Annotated in this window: 17 protein-coding genes; 7 read left to right on the top strand and 10 right to left on the bottom strand. The window is 59.0% G+C overall.

Annotated features, from left to right (window positions below):
- Positions 1-161: 161 nt before the first annotated feature.
- The 3 genes from HMPREF1206_RS06215 (at position 162) to ilvD (ending at position 4402) form a co-directional block, all read left to right on the top strand.
- A complete protein-coding gene (locus tag HMPREF1206_RS06215; RefSeq protein WP_016422493.1) occupies positions 162-1817 on the top strand; it encodes a mechanosensitive ion channel family protein in 1656 nt (551 codons plus the stop codon).
- Positions 1818-1874: 57 nt separating this feature from the next.
- Positions 1875-2423: a PH domain-containing protein gene (locus HMPREF1206_RS06210; RefSeq protein ID WP_016422492.1), complete on the top strand. Its 549-nt coding sequence runs from the start codon at positions 1875-1877 to the stop codon at positions 2421-2423.
- A 134-nt stretch (positions 2424-2557) separates the two neighbouring features.
- The gene (ilvD, locus tag HMPREF1206_RS06205; protein ID WP_016422491.1) at positions 2558-4402 is read left to right on the top strand and encodes a dihydroxy-acid dehydratase; all 1845 of its coding nucleotides are present in this window, start codon (positions 2558-2560) and stop codon (positions 4400-4402) included.
- 15 nt (positions 4403-4417) lie between these two features.
- Here ilvD and HMPREF1206_RS06200 read toward each other — a convergent pair whose 3' ends face one another.
- Positions 4418-5302, bottom strand: a complete 885-nt coding sequence (locus tag HMPREF1206_RS06200) for a hypothetical protein (protein WP_147580939.1) — start codon at positions 5300-5302, stop codon at positions 4418-4420.
- A gap of 75 nt (positions 5303-5377) precedes the next feature.
- Complete coding sequence (locus HMPREF1206_RS06195) at positions 5378-6751, bottom strand: DoxX family membrane protein (RefSeq protein WP_231367187.1); 1374 nt, start codon at positions 6749-6751, stop codon at positions 5378-5380.
- 76 nt (positions 6752-6827) lie between these two features.
- Between HMPREF1206_RS06195 and HMPREF1206_RS06190 the strand changes: the two genes are divergently transcribed.
- Positions 6828-7904: a glucose dehydrogenase gene (locus HMPREF1206_RS06190; protein WP_231367186.1), complete on the top strand. Its 1077-nt coding sequence runs from the start codon at positions 6828-6830 to the stop codon at positions 7902-7904.
- A gap of 26 nt (positions 7905-7930) precedes the next feature.
- On the opposite strand, the gene gatB is transcribed toward HMPREF1206_RS06190, so the two are convergent.
- Complete coding sequence (gene gatB, locus HMPREF1206_RS06185) at positions 7931-9439, bottom strand: Asp-tRNA(Asn)/Glu-tRNA(Gln) amidotransferase subunit GatB (RefSeq protein ID WP_016422487.1); 1509 nt, start codon at positions 9437-9439, stop codon at positions 7931-7933.
- A 53-nt stretch (positions 9440-9492) separates the two neighbouring features.
- On the opposite strand from gatB, the gene HMPREF1206_RS06180 reads away from it, so the two are divergent.
- The gene (locus HMPREF1206_RS06180) at positions 9493-10326 is read left to right on the top strand and encodes a class I SAM-dependent methyltransferase (RefSeq protein ID WP_016422486.1); all 834 of its coding nucleotides are present in this window, start codon (positions 9493-9495) and stop codon (positions 10324-10326) included.
- Between the two features lie 26 nt (positions 10327-10352).
- Here the strand turns inward: HMPREF1206_RS06180 and HMPREF1206_RS06175 are convergent, their stop codons facing one another.
- The 7 genes from HMPREF1206_RS06175 to gatC form a co-directional block, all read right to left on the bottom strand.
- Positions 10353-11816: a hypothetical protein gene (locus tag HMPREF1206_RS06175; RefSeq protein WP_016422485.1), complete on the bottom strand. Its 1464-nt coding sequence runs from the start codon at positions 11814-11816 to the stop codon at positions 10353-10355.
- A 158-nt stretch (positions 11817-11974) separates the two neighbouring features.
- Positions 11975-13006 carry an ATP-dependent 6-phosphofructokinase gene (locus HMPREF1206_RS06170; RefSeq protein WP_042389253.1) on the bottom strand — a complete coding sequence of 344 codons (1032 nt, stop codon included), beginning with the start codon at positions 13004-13006 and terminating at the stop codon, positions 11975-11977.
- A gap of 53 nt (positions 13007-13059) precedes the next feature.
- Positions 13060-14184, bottom strand: a complete 1125-nt coding sequence (locus tag HMPREF1206_RS06165) for an ABC transporter substrate-binding protein (RefSeq protein ID WP_016422483.1) — start codon at positions 14182-14184, stop codon at positions 13060-13062.
- Positions 14185-14194: 10 nt separating this feature from the next.
- Positions 14195-14995, bottom strand: a complete 801-nt coding sequence (locus tag HMPREF1206_RS06160) for an ABC transporter ATP-binding protein (RefSeq protein ID WP_016422482.1) — start codon at positions 14993-14995, stop codon at positions 14195-14197.
- Positions 14996-16063 (bottom strand): iron ABC transporter permease, encoded by a 1068-nt coding sequence (locus HMPREF1206_RS06155; RefSeq protein ID WP_016422481.1) that lies wholly within the window; start codon positions 16061-16063, stop codon positions 14996-14998.
- 115 nt (positions 16064-16178) lie between these two features.
- On the bottom strand, positions 16179-17693 hold the full coding sequence (gene gatA, locus HMPREF1206_RS06150; protein ID WP_016422480.1) for an Asp-tRNA(Asn)/Glu-tRNA(Gln) amidotransferase subunit GatA: 1515 nt from the start codon (positions 17691-17693) through the stop codon (positions 16179-16181).
- A 15-nt stretch (positions 17694-17708) separates the two neighbouring features.
- Positions 17709-18002: an Asp-tRNA(Asn)/Glu-tRNA(Gln) amidotransferase subunit GatC gene (gene gatC / locus HMPREF1206_RS06145; protein ID WP_005509328.1), complete on the bottom strand. Its 294-nt coding sequence runs from the start codon at positions 18000-18002 to the stop codon at positions 17709-17711.
- Positions 18003-18229: 227 nt separating this feature from the next.
- On the opposite strand from gatC, the gene HMPREF1206_RS06140 reads away from it, so the two are divergent.
- Both HMPREF1206_RS06140 and HMPREF1206_RS06135 read left to right on the top strand, forming a co-directional pair.
- On the top strand, positions 18230-18895 hold the full coding sequence (locus HMPREF1206_RS06140) for a hypothetical protein (protein ID WP_016422479.1): 666 nt from the start codon (positions 18230-18232) through the stop codon (positions 18893-18895).
- Positions 18896-19039: 144 nt separating this feature from the next.
- Positions 19040-21406, top strand: a complete 2367-nt coding sequence (locus HMPREF1206_RS06135) for a glycogen/starch/alpha-glucan phosphorylase (protein ID WP_016422478.1) — start codon at positions 19040-19042, stop codon at positions 21404-21406.
- Positions 21407-21419 lie beyond the last annotated feature (13 nt).

Raw genomic sequence — 21419 nt, 5'->3', positions numbered from 1 at the left:
ACCACGACCCCGGGGACACCCAAGCCTGCACACCCAAGCCTGCACACCCGAGCCCTACACGCCCGAGCCCCGCAAGCCCCAAGTCCAAAGCTCGTCTTTATGCATAATTCTTTACCTTTAAACTCAGCGCATATTAAGGCGAACGACCTACGGTGGATGGCATGGAATTCTTGCAATACATGTTGTTACGGACATGGCAATGGGTGGCCAATAACGGCCTTGCCATCGCAGGTCTGGCCATTCTGCTAATTCTTGTTCCCCGTATCCGACGTTTCGTTCTGGCAATTGCGGACGGAAACATCTCCTCTTCAGAGGAGCAGTCCAAGGGACGGCGCGCACTGATTGGCGCTGTGGTTTACATCGTCGAAGTCGTTGCATACTTCGTCTTAATCATCGCGATTCTGTCGAAATTCGGAATCTCACTGACCGCCGCCGCTATCCCCGCGACGGTTGTTTCCGCCGCTGTTGGTTTTGGCGCACAGGGAGTCATCGCCGACTTCCTTGGCGGACTGTTCATCATCGCCGAGAAGCAGTACGGCATTGGCGACTGGGTTGAGTTCCATGCCCCTTCGGGCACCGTGCAGGGTGACGTGGTCAATATGACATTGCGCGCCACCACCATCCGAACCCTAAACGGCGAGGAAATCATCGTGCCGAACTCCGAGGCACGCATGTGTATCAACTACTCCTCACAGTGGTCCCGTGCTGTCGTTGAAGTTCCCGTACCGATGACCGCCGGTGGCTCCATTAAAGACCTGGAAGAGCGCACTGTCGCCGCCGCCAAGCGCGCCATCACACTGGACGCCGTCAAGGATGCAGTTCTCTCCGAGATCAAGCTGCAGTCCTCCACGGAGCTCAATCCGCCGACGGTTATGGGCCTGCCGTGGACCGTCACTATGCGCTTGATTGTCGACTGCAAACCGGGCGACCAATGGCTCATCGAGCGCGCCATCCGCGCCGCAGTCATCGACACTTGGTGGGATGACTACGGCGAGCGCGCCCAACAGACCCCGTTTGCTCCCGCCGAAGAAATCACCGGTCATGTCCGCGATGACACGATGATCGAACAGCTCAGGCAGGCCGATGCTAAGCAAGAGAAAAAACAACAGCTTGACGACGGTGACAGCGCTCCAACCGAAGTTGTCGAAGCGGTAGCGGACACTACTGCCCAGCCGGATACCGCAGAAACCAAACTGATGGAAACTCAGACCGTCGATAAGCAAGACGGGAACGAGCGATCCGACCTACCGCATGCGGGTGCCAACCTCGATGATGCTCGACGTGAGCAGGAGGACAGCGGAAGCAACAATGCCATCCGCAAGCTGGTTAGCCACCCTGACTGGAAGACGCTCACGACGCGCCAGAAGATCCGGCGATTCCTCTCTGCCGGTGGACGTGCTCGCGTTTCGACAATCATGCTCTTGGCAACCCTAATTGTCCTCGGCGTTTTGAATCTGCTGACGGTCGAGACTGAGGATGGTCCGTCCGGATGGCTGGCACCGAGCAGGTGGAGCGATCGGGTAACGACACAGGAAGAGGACTCGGAAGAGTCGTCAGCTCCGCAATCATCGAACCAGCCGACTAGTACCACACAGAGTGTGCAGCCCACCGAGACTTCACAGCAGACTCAGACATCACAGAATCAGCCGTCCGAGACTTCACAGCAGCCTCAGAGCACGCAGAACCGCGCACCTTCGACCGCCACCTCCACCGAGCCTGACTCTACTCAGAGCAACACCGACAACGAGAACACTGGCGGATCACAGTCGACAGACTCCACTAACAACGCAGAACCAAACTCGGCCGGGGCGCAATAACGCGCAACTGCCTACCGCGCATTAACCAATCCGAACTACCCGCTACAATCAAAGGCCATGACTGACTCGACTCCACAGCTAAAAATTGCGACGCAGCGATTTCGCCCACAGAAGACGCATCTGTTCATCGTTGCGTTCATGCTCGTGCTGTGTGTAATTGCCACCGGTTTTGCCCCGTGGCTGGCCATTACCTTCCTGGCACCGTTGATTTATACGCTTTGGATTTTCCGAGTACGCACCACCGTAGGGCCACGCGGCATCACTGCGGTGTACCTATTGTCCAAGCGCCGTTCGGTGCCCTGGAGCGATTTTGCGGGCATTTTCTTCAACAAGGGCGGCCGCGCCTTTGCGGTAACCAAGTCAGATGAGCGCATCGCCCTGCCGGCCATCTCTTTTAATTCGCTGCCGGAGTTGAAGGAAGCCACTGGCGGTCTGATTCCAGATCCGATCGCTTCGGCTCGTATGGCGGAAAATGACAAGGTCGAGGTTTTCGACCGCGATGGCTACTCCGTAATGAAGAAAGTCAGTGAGGTTGAGGCTGATGCCAAGGCTAAAGGTGCTAAAGCCAAAGGTGCCAAGGCTAAAGGTGACGCCTCTGCCGAGTAACATATAAGCAGTCCACAAAGCCCCTAAATCTCATTATGCGGACACTAGTGACCACGAAATGAGACATTAGGGGCTTTTTGTGATTAATATGGATAATTCATTACCTTGCACCCTATCTAGGAAGGGCAGCCCCCATGATTCCCCTTCGCTCTAAAGTCACCACTGCCGGCCGTAATGCTGCAGGTGCGCGTTCGCTATGGCGCGCAACTGGCATGACCGATAACGACTTCGGCAAGCCGATTATCGCAATTGCCAACTCTTACACTCAGTTCGTTCCGGGTCACGTGCACCTGAAGGACGTTGGCGACATCGTCGCAGAAGCTGTAACCGCAGCCGGTGGCGTCCCCCGTGAGTTCAACACCATTGCTGTCGATGACGGAATTGCGATGGGTCACGACGGCATGCTCTACTCGCTGCCGTCCCGTGAGATTATTGCTGACTCTGTGGAGTACATGGTCAACGCTCACACCGCTGACGCATTGGTCTGTATTTCCAACTGTGACAAGATCACGCCTGGCATGCTCAATGCGGCTCTGCGTCTGAACATCCCGGTGGTCTTCGTTTCCGGTGGGCCGATGGAATCGGGATCTTCGGTTGTTATCGATGGCGTCGTCAAGCCCGGCTCTGACCTCGTCTCGGCTATTTCTGCATCCGCGAACGACAAGGTCGATGACAAGAACCTGCTCGACATCGAGCGCTCGGCATGCCCGACCTGCGGATCGTGCTCGGGCATGTTCACTGCAAACTCGATGAACTGCCTGACCGAGGCCCTCGGCCTATCCCTGCCGGGTAACGGTTCTACCCTGGCAACTCAGCAGGCGCGTCGCGATTTGTTCACCCGCGCCGGTGAACTGATTGTGGATCTGGCGAAGAGCTACTACCACGATGGTGACGAGTCCGTGCTGCCGCGCAACATCGCCAACCGCGACGCCTTTGTCAACGCAATGACGCTCGACGTTGCCATGGGCGGTTCCACCAACACGGTGCTGCATATTCTCGCTGCCGCCCAGGAGGGCGAGATCGACTTCGACCTCTCTGACATCGACGCGATTTCGCGCCGCGTGCCTTGTCTGTCCAAGGTGGCACCGAACTCGGACTACTACATGGAGGACGTCCACCGCGCCGGTGGTATTCCAGCCATCCTCGGCGAACTGCGCCGCGCGGGCCTACTGCAAATGAATGTCCGCTCCGTTCACTCCCCATCTCTGGAGGAGCACCTGGACAACTGGGATATCCGCGGCGGCAAGGCCACTGACGAAGCGATTGAACTGTTCCACGCAGCCCCTGGCGGCGTGCGCACCACCGAGCCGTTCTCCACATCCAACCGTTGGGAGAGCCTGGATACGGACTCCGAAAATGGCTGCATCCGCGACTTCGACCACGCCTACACAAAGGAAGGCGGTCTGTGTGTCCTGCGCGGCAACATCGCCGAGGACGGCGCTATCCTGAAGACCGCCGGTATCGGCGAGGATCAGTTCCACTTCGAGGGCACCGCTCGCGTCGTAGAGAGCCAGGAAGAGGCTGTCTCGGTCATCTTGAACCGAACCTTGCAGCCGGGCGAAGTTCTCTTTGTCATCTACGAGGGTCCTTCCGGCGGCCCGGGCATGCAGGAGATGCTGCACCCGACTGCATTCATCAAGGGCGCTGGCCTGGGTAAGGTCTGTGCGCTGGTCACCGATGGTCGCTTCTCCGGCGGTTCCTCCGGACTGTCTATCGGCCACGTTTCCCCGGAAGCCGCTGCCGGCGGCGCAATCGGTCTCGTCCGCAACGGCGACCCGGTGTACATCGATGTCGCTGAACGACGCCTTGAGATTCAGGTGTCCGACGAGGAGCTGGCCGCTCGCCGCGATGAGGAGCTCAAGCGCGATAAGCCATTTACTCCGCACAAGCCGCGTCCGCGCAAGGTCTCCAAGGCGCTGCGCGCATACGCCAAGATGGCCTCCAGTGCGGATAAGGGCGCGGTCCGCATTGTCGACTAGCTAGATCAAACCCGCTTAAAGGCCTGTGCTTACCGCACGGGCCTTTGGCGTTTCTAGAGTGGCTTTGCGCCCAGTCTTCTGCGTGGGCTTCACCAAATCCCGGTACTCGACGTCGGCAATCCCCTCAGCGACGTCCTCGGTGTGTGCATATTTGCCGCCCTCGGTAATGGCCGCCATTACATATCCGGGGCCAAAAACAACGGAAGAGTGCCACGAACGCCGGTTGGACCAGCCCATTTTCGCGCCTTCAGAGCCGGGCAGCCCGGCAAGACCAAAATTCTGTCGATAGCCATCGGCAGCAATCGGCGACCAGTGTCGCATCGCCTCGAGCACCTCAGAATTAGGATGCTTCAGACGAAGCTGGGAAATAAAAGACACCACATCTTCCGCGGTGGTCCTCGATACTCCCCACTTTTCTCCGCCGGAAGTGTTGAACAGACCGTACTCGGTCGCAATGGAATCGACCGATTCCGGGTACTTCCGGTAAAAGTCGGCGGCCAAATCGTCGTCGGAACGCGAAATCATCTTTTCGACGCGCTCGGCATCGTCGGCAGTGCCGTGTTCGAGCACATACTGACCGATATACAACTTAATCAGGGATAGCGCCGGCAGCGGGCGTTGCGATGCCTGGCTGCTGTACCCCACGCCCACCGGCTCGTAGCTCACCGCCATTTGCGTGCGCGGGTCAGTCTCGATCAACCCTTCGGCGTTGAGGTTCATGCGCGGCAGACTCACCTCATGAGTCGGCCAGACGCTTGCCGACGAGACGGAGGCTGCAACCTCATTGTGCTCGCCGGCAGCGGCTGTCGAAGGTGAGTGAATCGACGTTGTAGCGCCTATCGAAGACATGAAAAAGACCACCGCGAGGGTGGTCTTTAGTGCGTGTCTCGACTTTGGCATAGGGGGCATTGTACCCCGACCCTAACCGAGAACCTAGTTTAGGTCGCTCGACTGTTTGTGCAGCTGCGAGCCGCCTTAGCCAACAAACGGCAGCGTGCCGGTCGTCAGCCACCACAGGCCAATTGCTGCGGCGATGGACAGAATTCCGAAGATCCACGACGATGCCAGTGGTCGACGAGCCCAGCCGCGTCCGAAATCGATGCCGATACGGCCCGGGCCGGTGAACTGCAAGCCAAGCGCCATGGCGGTCATCAACAGCTGTAGTTGGAGGTTACTGGAGTCCTGGCCAACGATATTCACACCATTGGCAGAGGTAGCCACATCAAACATGCTGAGGTAGGCGGACAATGCCAGCGCCAACGCCGCGGCCAGCGGTGTCGCGAGACCCAAGATAAGCAGGGCACCCGCGATAAGCTGAACCGTTGGGATGGCAGTGGCCATTACAGGGCCGAGGGCAAAGTTGTTCTGGCTAAACTGTGTCTCCAGCGCAGTGGTGCCACCGGAGTTGCCCCAGCCGAGCAGCGTTGCCAGACCATGGACCAGCAGTAGCGCACCCAATCCAAGACGCAGCAGCAGGAGGCCGAAGTCAGTGGTACCGCGACGGAACTCCGGTTCGTTGTCGTCGTAGAAGTCCGTGTCTTCATCGTCGCCAGCAGCGGCGGTAGTCGTAGCAGCAGTTGCCCCGGCGGCTCCTACGCCTGCTCCTGCAACACCAGCTGCGCCAGCTGCACCAGCGGTATCGCGGGACGCAGCCGGTTCAGCGAAATCCGATTCATCGAAATACTGAGTCTCAGCTGCGGAATTGCGTGAAGAGTCATAGGTCGGCTCCCCCTCATCGTCGAATGCTGGCTGTGCTTCCGACTTATTTGCAGTAGCTCCCGCTGCGGACGCTCCTGCCGCTTCAGAAGCCGAGAAGGCTTGCGTCGGCTGGCTGAAATCCTCGTCTGAATCAACGCGCTCACTACGAGCCGGCTGCTCAAAGATTTCGGTTGCCTCCGACTCCGGGGCCACCTCCGACTCTCTATCAGCCGCGGGCGCTGACTCAGTTTCAGCCTGCTCATCCCGCGGCGAAGGCTTACCGGCAGGGCTAATCACCTGAGGTGCCGTGCGGCCTGCAGCGGCGTAGGCGTCGTAGCGCTTCTTCGGGGCTTCCTGAACTTCAGGCTCCGGTTCCGAGCTCGGCTCGACCTCTGTCTCTGCCACTGTCTCTGATGCAGCGGTAGGTTCCGGAGTCAGGTTTTCTTGGTCTGCCTCCGACTCCTCCGCTACGCGCTTTTCCGGCACACCCGGAAAAACCTGCGTTGCGGTGTTGTCGCTGTCATCACGGTTGGTTTCTTCGTTCATTGGCTCAGCGAGCTTGCGGTAGGTCGGGACGTCGAGATCGTCATCGAATCCGTCCTCCACATTCTCGAGGGCGCGGTCGTTCGGGTACTTCTCTGAGTCGCTCACATCGTCCACATTAAATCTACTGCCTCACTTTTGGTCGCAGGCGTGGCCGTGAAACGAGGCTGTATTGTGTATGCCTATGGGATTCCACCTCGTCCACACCAGCAGTGCACAGGCTCGCGCTCGCGGGCGGCGTCGTCGTGCTGCGCTCGCCGCTGGTGTCATCGGGATGGTCTCTCTTTCCGGCTGCATGAGTGCCTCGAACGCGCTTGAGTTGCCGTTTACGGAAGACAAGTCAGAGCCGACGGGCATTGCCATGCCAAAGTTTTCCTCCCCTGATTTGCCCTCTACCCCGGTACCGACCACGGAAAGCAAAGCCAAAGACAAAGGCCCCTGTGACCTCGACGATGTCACTCTCGCCGCCTGCCTACCGCTTACCACCGCGCTAGCCTCAACGGCCCCTGGGGAGGCTCTCGTCGCCACCGATGACGGTGCGCTCACCGTTGTCGCACCGGGTAAGACACCGCGTGAGGTCGCACGGCTCGGCGCCCCTGCAAAACAGTTGCTGCCCAGTCCCTCGGTTGAAGAGGACCGCCAGGTCTTTGTTTTGCGTGACGACGACACCATCGCGCGCGTCACCCTCGTGGAGGGCGGCACCGCTGATGTGCGCGAACTTCCGGATCTCAGCGAGCCGGGCATTCTCGGTATCTATTTTGACCGAAATTCGGGCGCCCTGTCCCCGCGCAAATTGCTCGTGGGGGATCCCGGCATTGAGTTTCAGCAGTTCTGCCATGGTCCTGACGGAATGCCGCCGTTGGCAACCGCCATTCTCGACGGCACCCCACAGCTGGTTCAGCTCACCGGCCCTGTGATTAACCCCCTCGGCGGTGTGGACCTGAACGATTCCATCGGTGGATGCGCAGTGATGGGTGACCGCGTGGTCATTGCTATCCCAGACGCGCAGAAGGTCATCTCCATGCCGGTGGGGCCACAGTACAGTGGGCCCGACGCGGCGTGGGAAGTCAAGGGTTCCCCTGAGGTGCTTGTCGACGGCGACTTCGGCCACATCTCGCATGTAGCAGCTGTCGCAGCGAATCAGGGTATTGAAGTTTGGGGTGCCACGACAAACAAAACCGCTGGGGCACAACCGTCGGAGTCTGACGAGCGCGTCGTCAGACTGCCGAGCGATGGTGCCGCCGGCGGTTCCCCGGATTAGCTTTCAGGGAGGCTAGCTCGGTGTTGCTAGCTCAGCTTCTTCGCAATCAGCTGGTTAACCTGAGCCGGGTCCGCCTTGCCACGGGTGGCCTTCATGACCTGCCCCACGATGGCACCGACAACCTTCTTGTTGCCAGCTCGGTACTTCTCCACGATGTCCGGATTAGCAGCCAGTGCATCGTCGACGGCCTTCTCAATAGCACCGTCGTCGCGAACGACCTCCAGGCCACGGGCAGCAACGACCTCATCAACATCGCCCTCGCCTGCGAGCACGCCGTCGACGGCCTTACGGGCCAGCTTGTTGGTAAGCTTGCCCTCTTCAATCAGAGCAATCACGCGGGCGACCTGTGCCGGAGTAATTGCGAGCTCAGCCAGCTCCACTCCTGCCTCGTTGGCCTTCTGAGCGAGGTAAGCGACCCACCAGGAACGAGCCTCAGCTGGGCCGGCACCAGCCTCAACGGTGTCGACAATCAGGTCGAGTGCGCCGGCGTTAACCAGGTCGCGCATTTCCTCGTCCTTCAGACCCCACTCTTCCTGGATGCGAGCGCGGCGAACCCACGGCAGCTCCGGCAGAGTTGCGCGGATTTCCTCCACCCACTCACGCGGAGCGATAACCGGTGGCAAATCCGGGTCGTTGAAGTAGCGGTAGTCCGACTGCGACTCCTTCGGGCGACCCTTAGAAGTCGTACCGTCGGTCTCCTGGTAGTGGCGGGTTTCCTGAACGATCTCCTCGCCATTGGTAATCGCAGCAGCCTGGCGCTGCATCTCGTAGCGAACAGCCTGTTCAACCGACTTCAGGGAGTTGATGTTCTTAGTCTCGGTACGAGTACCGAACTCCTCCTGGCCAATTGGGCGCAGGGAAACGTTGGAGTCCACACGCATCGAGCCCTGGTCCATGCGGGCATCGGAGACACCGAGGGACTTCACCAGGTCACGCAGTGCAGAAACGTACGCACGAGCAACCTCTGGGGCTCGCTCCCCTGCACCGAGAATCGGCTTAGTCACAATCTCGATCAGCGGAATACCTGCGCGGTTGCAGTCCACCAGCGAACGCGTGGCGCCGTGAATACGACCATCGGCACCGCCCAAGTGCGTCAGCTTGCCGGTGTCTTCTTCCATGTGAGCGCGCTCGATTTCGACACGGAACTCCGTGCCGTCGTCAAGCTGAACGTCAAGATATCCGTCGTAGGCGATTGGCTCGTCGTACTGCGAAATCTGGTAGTTCTTCGGCTGGTCCGGGTAGAAGTAATTCTTGCGCGCGAAGCGGGAGGACTCAGCAATCTCGCAGTTCAGCGCGAGGCCAATCTTGATAGCCCACTCAACGCCCTGACGGTTAACCACGGGCAGCGCGCCCGGCAGGCCGAGGCTGCAGGGATCGACGTTGCTATTCGGCTCGGCACCAAAGTGCGCCGAGGAGGAGGAGAACATCTTGGTATTCGTCGAGAGCTCGACGTGAACCTCCATGCCCATTACCGGGTCAAAACGTTCGAGGACCTCATCAAAGTCCATCAAGTCATCAGCGTATGCAGCGGTCATGTTTGTAGAGTCTACTAGCGATGGCCCCGCGTGCGTGCCCTAGGGTATAAGTCGTGCCCGGAGTTAACGAACACCCACCGATTCCACCGACGTCAGCACGCGATACGCCAACGTTCCGCGATGCCGCTGACCGCCACCGCGCAAGCGCTACTTTCGACGACGAACTGCAGGAAAGCGCCGACGGCGCCTCGGGCTACCACCGCGTGCGCCCCGGATATCCTCCAATCGTCATCGAAGCGCTTACCCGCCTTGCACCGCGCCCACAGGTAGTCGCCGATATCGGCGCCGGCACTGGAAAGCTCACCGCCTCGCTTGCCGACGTCTACCGCGATGCCACCCTGCTCGCACTCGATCCCTCCACCGCGATGCGGCAAGCCCTGATGCACAATGTGCCAGCGGCGGAATGCCTGGAAGGTACTGCGGAGCGCACGAGACTGGTCTCCGACAGCGTCGATGTAGCAACATGTGCACAGACCTGGCACTGGGTGGACACGGCAGCTGCAAGTAGAGAATTTGCGCGGGTTTTACGCACCGATGGTGTGGCTATGTTGGTGTGGAACACCTTGGATGTCTCCGTACCGTGGGTGCATCGGCTCAGCCGCATCATGCACGCCGGTGACGTGTTGCGCCCCGGCTTCTACCCCGAGGTTGGTCCAGAGTTGGAGTTAGTCGATGAGGTACGCCTGGCCTGGGAGCAGACACTGACTATCGAAGACATCGTGTTGCTGGCACGGACACGTTCCTACTGGCTTCGTTCCAAGCCCGCCACACGCGCCAAGGTGGAGGCGAACTTGCACTGGTATCTCCACGAACACTTGGGGCACACATATGAAGAAGGCATCGCCCTTCCCTACCGGTGCGATGCCTTCTATTTTCGAGCTGCCTAGATTTTCGAGCTGCCCAGTCGCGCTAGTTAGTTTTCTTTCTTCGGCTTAGGGTGAGCCACGCGCTTGAATGCGTTCTTAGTCTGTCCGGCCAGCTTCTTCGGCGCAGTGGCTGTGGTCTCGCCTGGGAAGGAGTCCTTCGCGGTCTCGCGAGGATTATCTTCCTCGGAAGCTTCTTCAATTTCGGACAGCTTCTCCAGGCGCTCATTATCCTTTTCTACGATGCGCTCGGCGTCATCCTCAGTGAAGTTCACGTTATCGTCGCTGACCAGTTCCTCGACGATGTCATCGCGAACGCTTTCCTGAAGGTCGACGTTGGAAATGTTGGAGTTAGCCAAAGCGCGATCGAGCTTCTTCTGATCGGCGGTGGTGAACTTCTTGTTCGGGTGCATCTTTCGGCGTGCGAGCTTACGGATACGACCGCGACGCTTCGACTCCTCCATCAGCTTGTTACGGCCAGTCAGGTACGCACCACACAGAACAACGATGAGAGCGATACCGACGTACCCAAGGGCCGGATAGATGGAGCCAACCAGAGCCTTGAAACCGAAGAAGCTCAATCCAAAACCGACCAGTACAGTCACGATAAACACCAAACGGAAGCGGTGCGGGGTATTGCGCGTGAGACGGCGACCCAGCGCGTAAAACATGCCGATGGCGGTGTTGAAAATCATGGCGTAGATGATGATTGCCATCACGGTACCCAGAACTGGGTGGATTTCATTGACGATTGCCAGGGTCGGCATATCTTCGTGGCCAACGTCCTTGACCTTGAAGAAGAGGGCAAAGGTCACCAGCGTCAGCAGACCTGCGTAGATAGTGCCGCCCATGAGACCACCGATACCAGCTTCACGCGGGTTCAGGTAGCTACCGCCAATGACGATTGACATCGAAACGGCCACCATCACACAGAAACCGACATAGTTCAGGGCAGAAATAGACCAGTGTGGCAGCGATGTCGACAGTTCAGTGGTGTACTGCGCGGCCTCCGACATCGAGGTATCGGTGGTGAACAAAGTGTAGATACCGGCCCCAAGCAGGAACACGATAATGAATGGAGTGATCATGCCAATCACGCGGCTGACCTTGTCGGCATCCAGCATGCCTACACCCAAAGTCAGTGCCACCATGATGACGGCGCCGATCCACACCTCAAGTCCGAATTGCTGATTCAGGTTCGCACCGGCACCGGCGAACATGACAAAGCCGGTACAGAACAGCGTGATCATCACGGCGATATCCAGAATCTTCGAAACCCAATTGCGGGTGATTACGTCGAAGACCTCGGAGTGCTCGTCAGCCTGCAAATAGCTGGCAATTGACAGTACTGCCAGACCACTGGCAATCATCACGACGGAGGCAAGTACCACGCCCCACAGTCCGTTAGTGCCAAATGCCACGAAGTACTGCATCATTTCCTGGCCGGAGGCAAATCCGGCACCGACAGTTAGGCCGACAAAGGCCATTGCAATTGTTGTGGCTCTTTTCCACATAGCGAGAAAATCCTAAATATGTTTCTATTTTTCAAAAAACTGGAACCTTATAAAACATACTGCCCGGACTGGTGATTGACACACCAACCCGGGCAGTACGCCTATTTTGTTATGAAGATGTTCCTAAATGTTTAGCAACACGTGCTTAACCGACGCGTTTAACCAAACAGCGCAGCAGCTGCGCGGTAACGCCCCTCAGGTACAACCTTCAGTTCAGAGACCGCATCATCGATGTCGATACGCTGAATGTCCTCGCCGTGGAGAGCGACAATCTTGCCGAAATCTCCCTCGTGGACCGCACGGGTCGCATGGATACCGTAACGGGTAGCCAGCACGCGGTCGTACGCAGTCGGCGTACCGCCACGCTGAATGTGGCCCAGCACCGTGGTGCGAACGTCGTAGCCGGTGCGCTTCTTAATCTCCGCACCAATAACCTGACCAATACCGTTGAAGGTTTGGTGGCCGAACTGGTCGACACCGCCCTCTTCGTAGTCCATGGTGCCCGGCTTCGGGGTGGCGCCCTCAGCGACAACGATAATGCCGTACTTCTCACCCATCTGGAAACGGCGCTCCATCGACTTCACAATCTCGTTGATGTCGAACGGCTTTTCCGGAATGACAATGTGGTGAGCACCGCCGGCCATACCCGCATGCAAAGCGATCCAGCCCACGTGTCGCCCCATGACCTCAACGATCATGACGCGCTGGTGGGACTCTGCGGTGGTGTGCAGACGGTCAACCGCGTCGGTGGCAACGGCCACAGCTGTGTCGAAACCGAAGGTGTAGTCCGTACCGTTGACATCATTATCAATGGTCTTCGGAACACCGACGACCGGCACCCCATTGTCCGAAAGCCACTTGCCGGCCTTCAGCGTGCCTTCGCCACCGATTGGAATCAGGGCATCGATGCCCGCATCAGAGAGATTCTCCTTGATGCGGTCGAGGTTGGACATGAGAATGTCCGGGTGCACACGGCCGGTGCCCAGCATCGTGCCGCCACGCAGCAGCATGCGGTCAATCCGCTCGTCGTCGTAAAGCTGAACCCTACGGTCTTCCATAAGACCAATCCAACCGTCCTCAAAGCCGACAACGGTTGAGCCGTACTCACTCGAGCTGGTACGGACAATTGCACGGATAACGGCATTCAGACCGGGACAATCTCCACCGGAGGTAAGGGTCGCAATTCGCATGATGCCCACCTTAGTCGCGTTAGTCAGATCGTGCTTGACAGCCTTGGTCAAAACTACTTCTGCAGGTACTCTTGCCCCGGCAGCTCGGATGGCAGCTCCATCTTCGTCGTCACCTCCGACGCCGGCAGAAGACCATATTCTTCGAGTGCCTTGCGCACGTACTCGGCGGCATCGATATTCAGCGGAGACTCCGTCCACAATGCAATCGGCAGGTTAATAAAGCGATTTTCCTTGACCGCCTCTAGATCCTTCGTTGCCGGATTCGTGCGCAAAACCTTGATCTTCTCTTCGAAGGTCTGACCTGGGTAGTCCACCAGCGCAATGAAGTCGGGTTCCGTTTCCGCGACATGTTCCCAGGACATCGTGGTCCAGGTGTCCTTAATAGACTCGGCTGCATTCGTCGCGCCGGCCTTTTCCAGGATGCCCTGCGGTGCGCCAAAGGAACCCGAGGTAAACAGTGCGTCGCCGGCAGAGTCAAAGAGGAAGCCCACCGGCTTCTTGTCGCCCTTCGGCGCGGCATCCAGGGCTTGCAGACGGTTATCAATATCTGCAATAACCTTGTCGCCCTCACCGTCGTGGCCGGTCAAAGTAGCGATGTTCTTCAAATCGATTTTGACAGCTTCCCACGGGTCCACCAGACCACGAGTGTGCCCCGGGTCGCCACTGCCTTCCTTGCCCGCCGAGCCTGCGTCACCAGTGCGGCAAGATTCCGTCAGGGTGTAGGCACCGATACCGTGCTCGGAAAGCGATTCCGGGGTAATACCCTTATCCTCGCTAAATCCATAGCCCCAGCCCGCCAGCATCAGATCCGGCTCGGCCGCAATAACCTGCTCCAGATTCGGGTATTCCTTCGCAACTTCTGGCTTCTGCGCAATTTCATCGCCGTAAGCTGCGGTCAACACCGGCAGGTGCGAGGCCATAGAGCTCACTGCAGTGATCTCATCCGCGGCCCCCACAGCTAGCGCCAGCGAGGCGATATTACCGTCGTTGATGAGCAGCTTTCTAGCTACACCCGGGTAGCTGACTTCTTCACCGCAGTTGGTGAGGGTAAGGCCTGACGACGAAGCCTGCGTTCCCTCATCAGAGCCACAGGCGGCGGCTCCGAATAGCAGTGCAGCCACTGCGATACCAGCTGCTGAGGCACGCAGGGGACGTCGGAAAGCATGTGCGTTATTCAAGGGAGTACTCCTAGTTGATGGTGGCAGCATTCAGCTCGCTATCGATTGCGAGATGACGGCGGCCAGAGGGGGAATTGAGCTGACAGGATTCAACCTGAAAGATTTTGGCGACGAAGTCGCGGGTCAGCACGTCTACGGGGATGCCGTCGGCCGCGATACCGCCGTTCGCGACCACGATGACGCGGTCGAAGTGGTTCATCACCAGGTCCAAGTCGTGGATGGCGGCAATGACACACGCTCCGCTGGAGCGGGCCAGCCGGAGGACGGATTGTTGATGGCGCACGTCGAGGTGGTTGGTGGGCTCGTCGAGAAGCATAATCGGCGAGTCCTGGGCGATGGCGCGCGCCAAACATACGCGACGACGTTGCCCGCCTGAGAGCTGCCCACACAGGCGTTGCGCGACTGTTTCCAGACCTACGAGCGCCAGCGCACGGTCGACGTGGGAGTTGTCCTCGGCAGTGTTGCCACCCAAAAGGCGCTGGTAGGGCAACCGACCGAGGGAGACAAAGTCGCGCACGCGCATTTCGGCGGGTGGGATCTCGTTTTGTGCGACGAAAGCGAGATTGCGGGCGCGGTGCTTCGAGCTGATTGAACTCATCGATGTGCCGTTAATCTCGACTTCGCCCTCGGCTGGTTTCGTAATTCCGCCGAGCGCACGCAGCAACGTGGATTTGCCCGCGCCGTTAACACCGATGATGGCGGTCATGGGCTCCGCGCCGAAGCTGAGGTTGACTCCGCTGACGATGGTGCGTCCGGCGATGTCACAGCGCACATCTTTCGCGGAGAGGACAGATTTTTGTGGGGCGCTCATTTATTCGGCACCTCCGTAGCTGTAGTGCGAGCGGCTCATGAGGTAGAGGAAGAGCGGTGCGCCAACCAGTCCCGTGACCACGCCCAGCGGCATTTCCTGGCTTCCGCCCACTACGCGCGCGATGATGTCCACCCAGATGAGAAACAGCCCACCCATGAGTGCAGCAACCGGTAGGACAACGCGGTGCGTGGCACCTACCAAGATGCGGGTCAAGTGCGGAATCACCAGGCCGACAAACCCGATACCGCCCGATACCGCCACGAGCGTGCCGACGAGGACAGCCTGGAGCACAAATACCTGCGTGCGTAGCTGAGAAACGTCAATACCTACGGCCGCTGCGGTGCTCTCACCAGTTGCCAGCGCATCGAGATGACGCGCTTTGAACAGGAAAAACAACAGTACTGCGATGAGGACGATGAGCGGGAAGAGTGTCTTCATCCATGTCGCACCGGCAACCGAGCCCAGCATCCAAAACATCACGGACTGCGCGGCCCTCGGGTCTGGCCCAGCGAAGACCATGAAGCTACTCAGCGCGGAAAACGCAGCGGAGAGCACAACGCCAGAGAGCACCAAACGCAGCGGGGCTAGTCCTCCCCCGGCCGTGGCGAAGGCGCCGACTGCGAGGGTGGCCATGACTGCACCGAGGAGTGCGCCGAATGTCAGCGGCGCGATGGGGCTACCGGAGAAAGCACCAAAGATGATCACCGCGGTCGCACCGGCGCCGGCACCCGCGGAAATACCTAGCAGATACGGGTCTGCCAACGGGTTACGGACCAATGTTTGCATAGCCACACCGGAGACAGCTAGCCCCGCCCCTACAATCGCTGCGAGAATTCCCCGGGGAGCGCGGAGTTTCCAGATGATGGTGTCCGAACTGGCGGGCACAGACTCATCGAGCTCAGTGCCGAAAAGGTGATGCGAAATGACCTGTGTCGTGGTGGACCAGGTGATATCCGCCGAGCCGAAAACCACCGCAGCGACCAGACTGATGGCAATGGCTATGACAATGACCAGCCCATAAATCCACGGCATAAACCGTGGCGGGTTTTTAATTCTGACTCTCTTCATGTTTGCGTTCCTGCGCATGTATGAAATTTCCCCCGGCACGACAACAACCGCCGCTCTCCCACTTCGGTGAGAAAACGACGGTTGAAGAAAACCGACTAACGCTTATTGAGCGCTTTTATGCAATCGGGCCACGAACCTTTTCGTAGGCCGCGCCGACCTTGTACAGACGATCATCACCGTGGCGCGGAGCCATAATCTGCAGGCCCACCGGCAGGCCGGTGTCTTCAGCCAGGCCCGACGGCACGGACATGCCACACATGCCAGCCAGGTTGAGCGGCAGAGTACACAGGTCGAACATGTACATGCTCAGCGGGTCGTCAACCTTCTCGCCCAGCTTGAACGCAGTGGTCGGAGTGGTCGGCGAGATCAGGACATCCACCTGTTCGAAGGCCCGCTCGAAGTCCTGCTGAATCAAGGTACGGACACGCTGTGCCTGGATGTAGTAGGCGTCGTAGTAGCCGACCGATAGCGCGTAGGTACCGATGATGATGCGTCGCTTAACCTCATCGCCGAAACCAGCGGCACGGGTCATAGCCATGACCTCATCGGCGGAGTGCGTACCGTCATCACCAACACGCTGGCCGTAACGCATGCCGTCGAAACGAGCCAGGTTGGAGCTGACCTCACACGGCAGAATCAGGTAGTACGCGCTCAGTGCATGGTCGAAGTTCGGGCAATCGACCTCGACAACCTCCGCGCCAGCTTCCTTAAGCTTGTCGACGGCCTCGTGGAAGCTGTCCAGTACACCGGCCTGGTACCCCTCGGTGCGGTCAAACTGCTTGACGATGCCGACCTTAACCCCCGTGAGGTCACCGGTAGCACCTTCCTTGGCAGCAGCAACCACATCGGCAATCGGCTGCTCCGTGGAAGTCGAGTCGTTCTCGTCGTGGCCAGCAATGATTTCGTGCAACAGCGCGGTGTCCAGAACGGTACGCGCGGTCGGGCCACCCTGGTCCAACGAGGAGGCACAAGCGACCAGGCCGTAGCGGGATACCGTGCCATAGGTCGGCTTCACACCGACCGTTGCGGTCAGAGCTGCTGGCTGACGAATCGAGCCACCGGTGTCAGTACCGATAGCCAGCGGAGCCATACCGGAGGCCAGCGCCGCGGAAGAGCCACCACCGGAACCGCCTGCGGTGCGCTCAACATCCCACGGGTTGTGAGTCGGGCCGTAAGCGGAGTTCTCAGTCGACGAGCCCATCGCGAACTCATCCATGTTGGTCTTACCCAGGATTGGGATGCCAGCTGCACGCAACTTGGCAGTAACCGTTGCGTCGTAAGGGCTCATGTAGCCCTCGAGCATCTTGGAAGCGCAGGTGGTCGGCGCATCGGTGGTAGTGAAGACATCCTTCAGTGCCAGCGGAACACCGGCCAGCGCGGAGGCTGGCTCCTCGCCAGCATCCAGCGACTCATCGACCTTGCGAGCTGCAGCCAGGGCCTCTTCGGCACCGACGTGCAGGAATGCGTGAATGTCCTCATCAATTGCCGCGATACGGTCGAGGAACGCCTGGGTGACCTCTACCGAGGTCAGCTCACGAGCGTGAATCTTCTGTGCGAGCTCAAAAGCACTCAGCCCCAGAATCGGGTCCTCAGCAACAGCGGCATGCAGGTTCGGGTTAGCTGCAGTCATTTCTTCCACGTACTCCTACTCGCCGAGAATCTGGGGAACTTCGAAACGCTGGCGGTCCTGCGACGGCGCCTGGTCCAGCGCCTGCTCCGCAGTCAGCGTCGGCTTGACGACGTCCTCGCGCATCACACCGGACAGCGAAGAGGGGTGACTCATCGGTTCAACATCATCCGCAGCCACCTTTTGAACGGCCTGGACGTGGTTAATAATGCCGTCGATCTGACCGGCGAACTCGTCGAGTTCCGCGTCAGTCAGAGCCAGACGGGACAATCGCGCTAGGTGGGCGACCTCATCGCGTGAGATAGCTGGCACGCTAGTACCCCTTTCATTTCTTCGTACGAAGCTAGTGCACAGAAGTTTAGTTGAAACTGATTTTGAACCGCGCGAGCGGGCTGTACTTGCCAACAGTAGTCGTTGTCGCCAAGCAGTTGTCCGCAGGGTCTTACATTTCAAAGGTTTACCCTGTAGCCTAAATCACTACTTCTATAGTTACACCGCAAGCATCACTATCAATTATTCGAAAGGTTGTGCACACAGCCATGAGTTACCTCCTTCGCATCCAGCTTCCCGACGAACCAGGCGCACTTGGCTACGTCGCGGCTGCCCTGGGCGAAGTAGAAGGTGATATTCGCAGTGTCGATGTCGTAGATTACGGCGCTAATGGCGTTGTTGTTGACGACATCGTGGTTGACCTGCCCATGGGCCTGCTACCAGACACACTGATTACAGCGGCTCAGTCCATTAGCGGAGTGGAAGTCGATTCAATTAGGCCTTTCTCCGGCTCGGTTGACCGCCGCGGACAGATTGCACTGCTGGCCAAGTTCTCACAGCACACGAAGAACTTGGATCGTGCCCTCGGAGATATCGTCGACGGCCTGCCTCAGACTATGACTGCCGGCTGGGCTATCGTCCTCGGCGAACAGAGCGATGGCCGCTGGGTACGTCGCGCTTCCTCTACCGCTGCTCCAGAGGATAACGGCCGGACTCTGCCGGAAGCCCCAATTGACTCGCCGCGAAACCTGGATCCGGACGAGGAAACGTGGCTGCCGGAGGACTGGACAGTTATGGACTCCTCCATTGCCGCCACTCCGATGGGCAAGGGCCTCGTTCTCGTTATTGGCCGGCCCGGCGGGCCGGACTTCCTACCAAGTGAGGTTGAGCACTTGGGCCGGATTGGCACGATTGTCGGCGCAATCATCGACTAGCAGCGGCTAATGGGCTGCCCTCTTCTGAGGGCTGCCCCCTTCCGCTCGAAGCTCTTACCCTAAGGCTCCTCCCCTATGGAGCGCAGTGATTCACGCTTAGCGGTAAAGTCTGGAACTGATACCAGTCAATAAGGAGCTTCTTTGATGTCGAACTTGAGTGACCTCGTCGGATCCCACATTCGTGCCGAGTCCGGCCGTGTCCCCCAGTCGTCCACTGAGATGGAATTCTGGTCCGGTCTGTCACGGGTTGTTGTCGATGACCTAGCGGACAACTGGCAGCGCACCACGGAGGCATACGCTGCTACCCGCCAGCAGCACTACTTCTCCGCCGAGTTCCTCATGGGTCGCGCCCTGCTGAATAACCTGCTCAATGCGGGTCTGGTGGATGAGGCCTCTGCTGCCGTGGAAAAGTACGGCAAGAATCTGACAGACGTGCTCGAGGCCGAACACGACGCCGCTCTCGGTAACGGTGGCCTGGGTCGTCTGGCCGCCTGCTTCCTGGATTCCTGTGCCACGCAGAATCTGCCGGTGACCGGTTATGGCATCCTCTACCGCTACGGTCTGTTCAAGCAGACCTTCGAAGATGGCTTCCAGGATGAGCACCCGGACCCGTGGATGGAAGAGGGCTACCCCTTCGTCATTCGTCGCGAGGAACTGTCCAAGATTGTCACCTTTGATGACTTGGTCGTGCGCGCTGTTCCATATGACATGCCAATTACCGGCTACGGCACCGATAACGTCGGCACGCTGCGCCTGTGGCACTCGGAGCCGATGCGTGAGTTCGACTATGACGCCTTCAACTCGCAGCGCTTCACCGACGCCATTGTCGAGCGTGAACGCGTCCATGACCTGTGCCGCGTGCTCTACCCGAATGACTCGACCTATGACGGCAAGGTCCTGCGTGTCCGCCAGCAGTACTTCTTCGTCTCCGCTTCGCTGCAGACGATGATCGATTCTTACATCGAGAATCACGGCGAGGACCTGCGCGATTTCCACAAGTACAACTCCATTCAGCTGAATGACACCCACCCGGTGCTCGCTATCCCAGAGCTGATGCGTCTGCTCCTGGATGAGCACGATATGAGCTGGGACGACGCCTGGAACGTCGTGTCCAACACCTTCGCCTACACCAACCACACCGTTCTGGCAGAAGCGTTGGAGACCTGGGAATACTCCATTTTTGACCGTCTCTTCGGCCGCGTTCTGGAGATCACCCGCGAGATCGACCGCCGCTTCCGCGAAGACCTCGCGGAGCGCGGCTTCGACCAGGGCAAGATTGACTACATGGCGCCGATTTCTCACGGTCGCATCCACATGGCGTGGATCGCCTGCTACGCCGCGTACTCCATCAACGGTGTTGCTGCCCTGCACACGGAGATCATTAAGCGCGAAACGTTGAAGGACTGGCACGATATCTGGCCGGAGCGTTTCAACAACAAGACCAATGGCGTCACCCCGCGCCGCTGGCTCAACCAGTGCAACCCGCGCCTGTCGGCACTGCTGACTCGCCTGTCGGGTTCGGACGCCTGGGTCACTGACTTGGACAAGCTCGCTGAGCTCGAAAAGTTTGCTGACGACGAGGCCGTGTTGCGTGAGATTCTCGACATCAAGCACGAGAACAAGAAGGACTTCGCCACCTGGCTGGAGCACCGCCAGGGTATTTCGGTGAACCCAGACGCCATCTTCGATACCCAGATTAAGCGTCTGCACGAGTACAAGCGCCAGCTTCTCAACGCGCTCTACATCCTCGATCTCTACTACCGCATCAAGGAAGACCCAGCGCTGGACGTGCCACCGCGCGTGTTCATCTTCGGTGCCAAGGCCGCCCCAGGCTACGTTCGCGCGAAGGCCATCATTAAGTTCATCAACGCTATCGCGGACAAGGTCAATAACGATCCGGACATGGACGGTCGCCTGCAGGTCGCTTTCGTTGAGAATTACAACGTCACCCCGGCAGAGCACATCATCCCGGCCACCGACGTCTCCGAGCAGATTTCCACTGCCGGTAAGGAGGCTTCGGGTACCTCGAACATGAAGTTCATGATGAACGGCGCACTGACGCTGGGCACCATGGACGGCGCAAACGTCGAAATCGTCGACGCCGCCGGCGAAGAGAACGCCTACATCTTCGGTGCGCTGGAAGAGGAACTGCCGGAGCTGCGCCGCACCTACAGCCCGCGTGGCACTTACGAAACGGTGCCGGGGCTCAAGCGCGCTGTCGATTCGCTTGTCGACGGAACATTTGCTGACGGTGGCAGCGGAATGTTCCACGACCTGCACTTCTCGCTGCTGGAGTCCAACGGGTACGAGCCGGCCGATGCTTACTACGTCCTCGGCGACTTCGCTGACTACCGCGAGACCCGCGACCGCATGGCGGAAGACTACCGCGACGAGCTGGCATGGGCCAAGAAGTGCTTCCTGAACATCATCCGTTCGGGCCGCTTCTCCTCCGACCGCACCATCCGCGATTACGCCAATGAGGTCTGGAAGCTGGAAGAGACCAAGATTTAGGCCCCGGCTGGGC

The organism is Corynebacterium sp. HFH0082 (assembly GCF_000411235.1).
Classification (GTDB): Bacteria; Actinomycetota; Actinomycetes; order Mycobacteriales; family Mycobacteriaceae; genus Corynebacterium; species Corynebacterium jeikeium_D.
The sequence above is the reverse complement of the archived record's forward strand: the minus strand, read 5'-3'. Positions and strand labels throughout refer to the sequence as shown.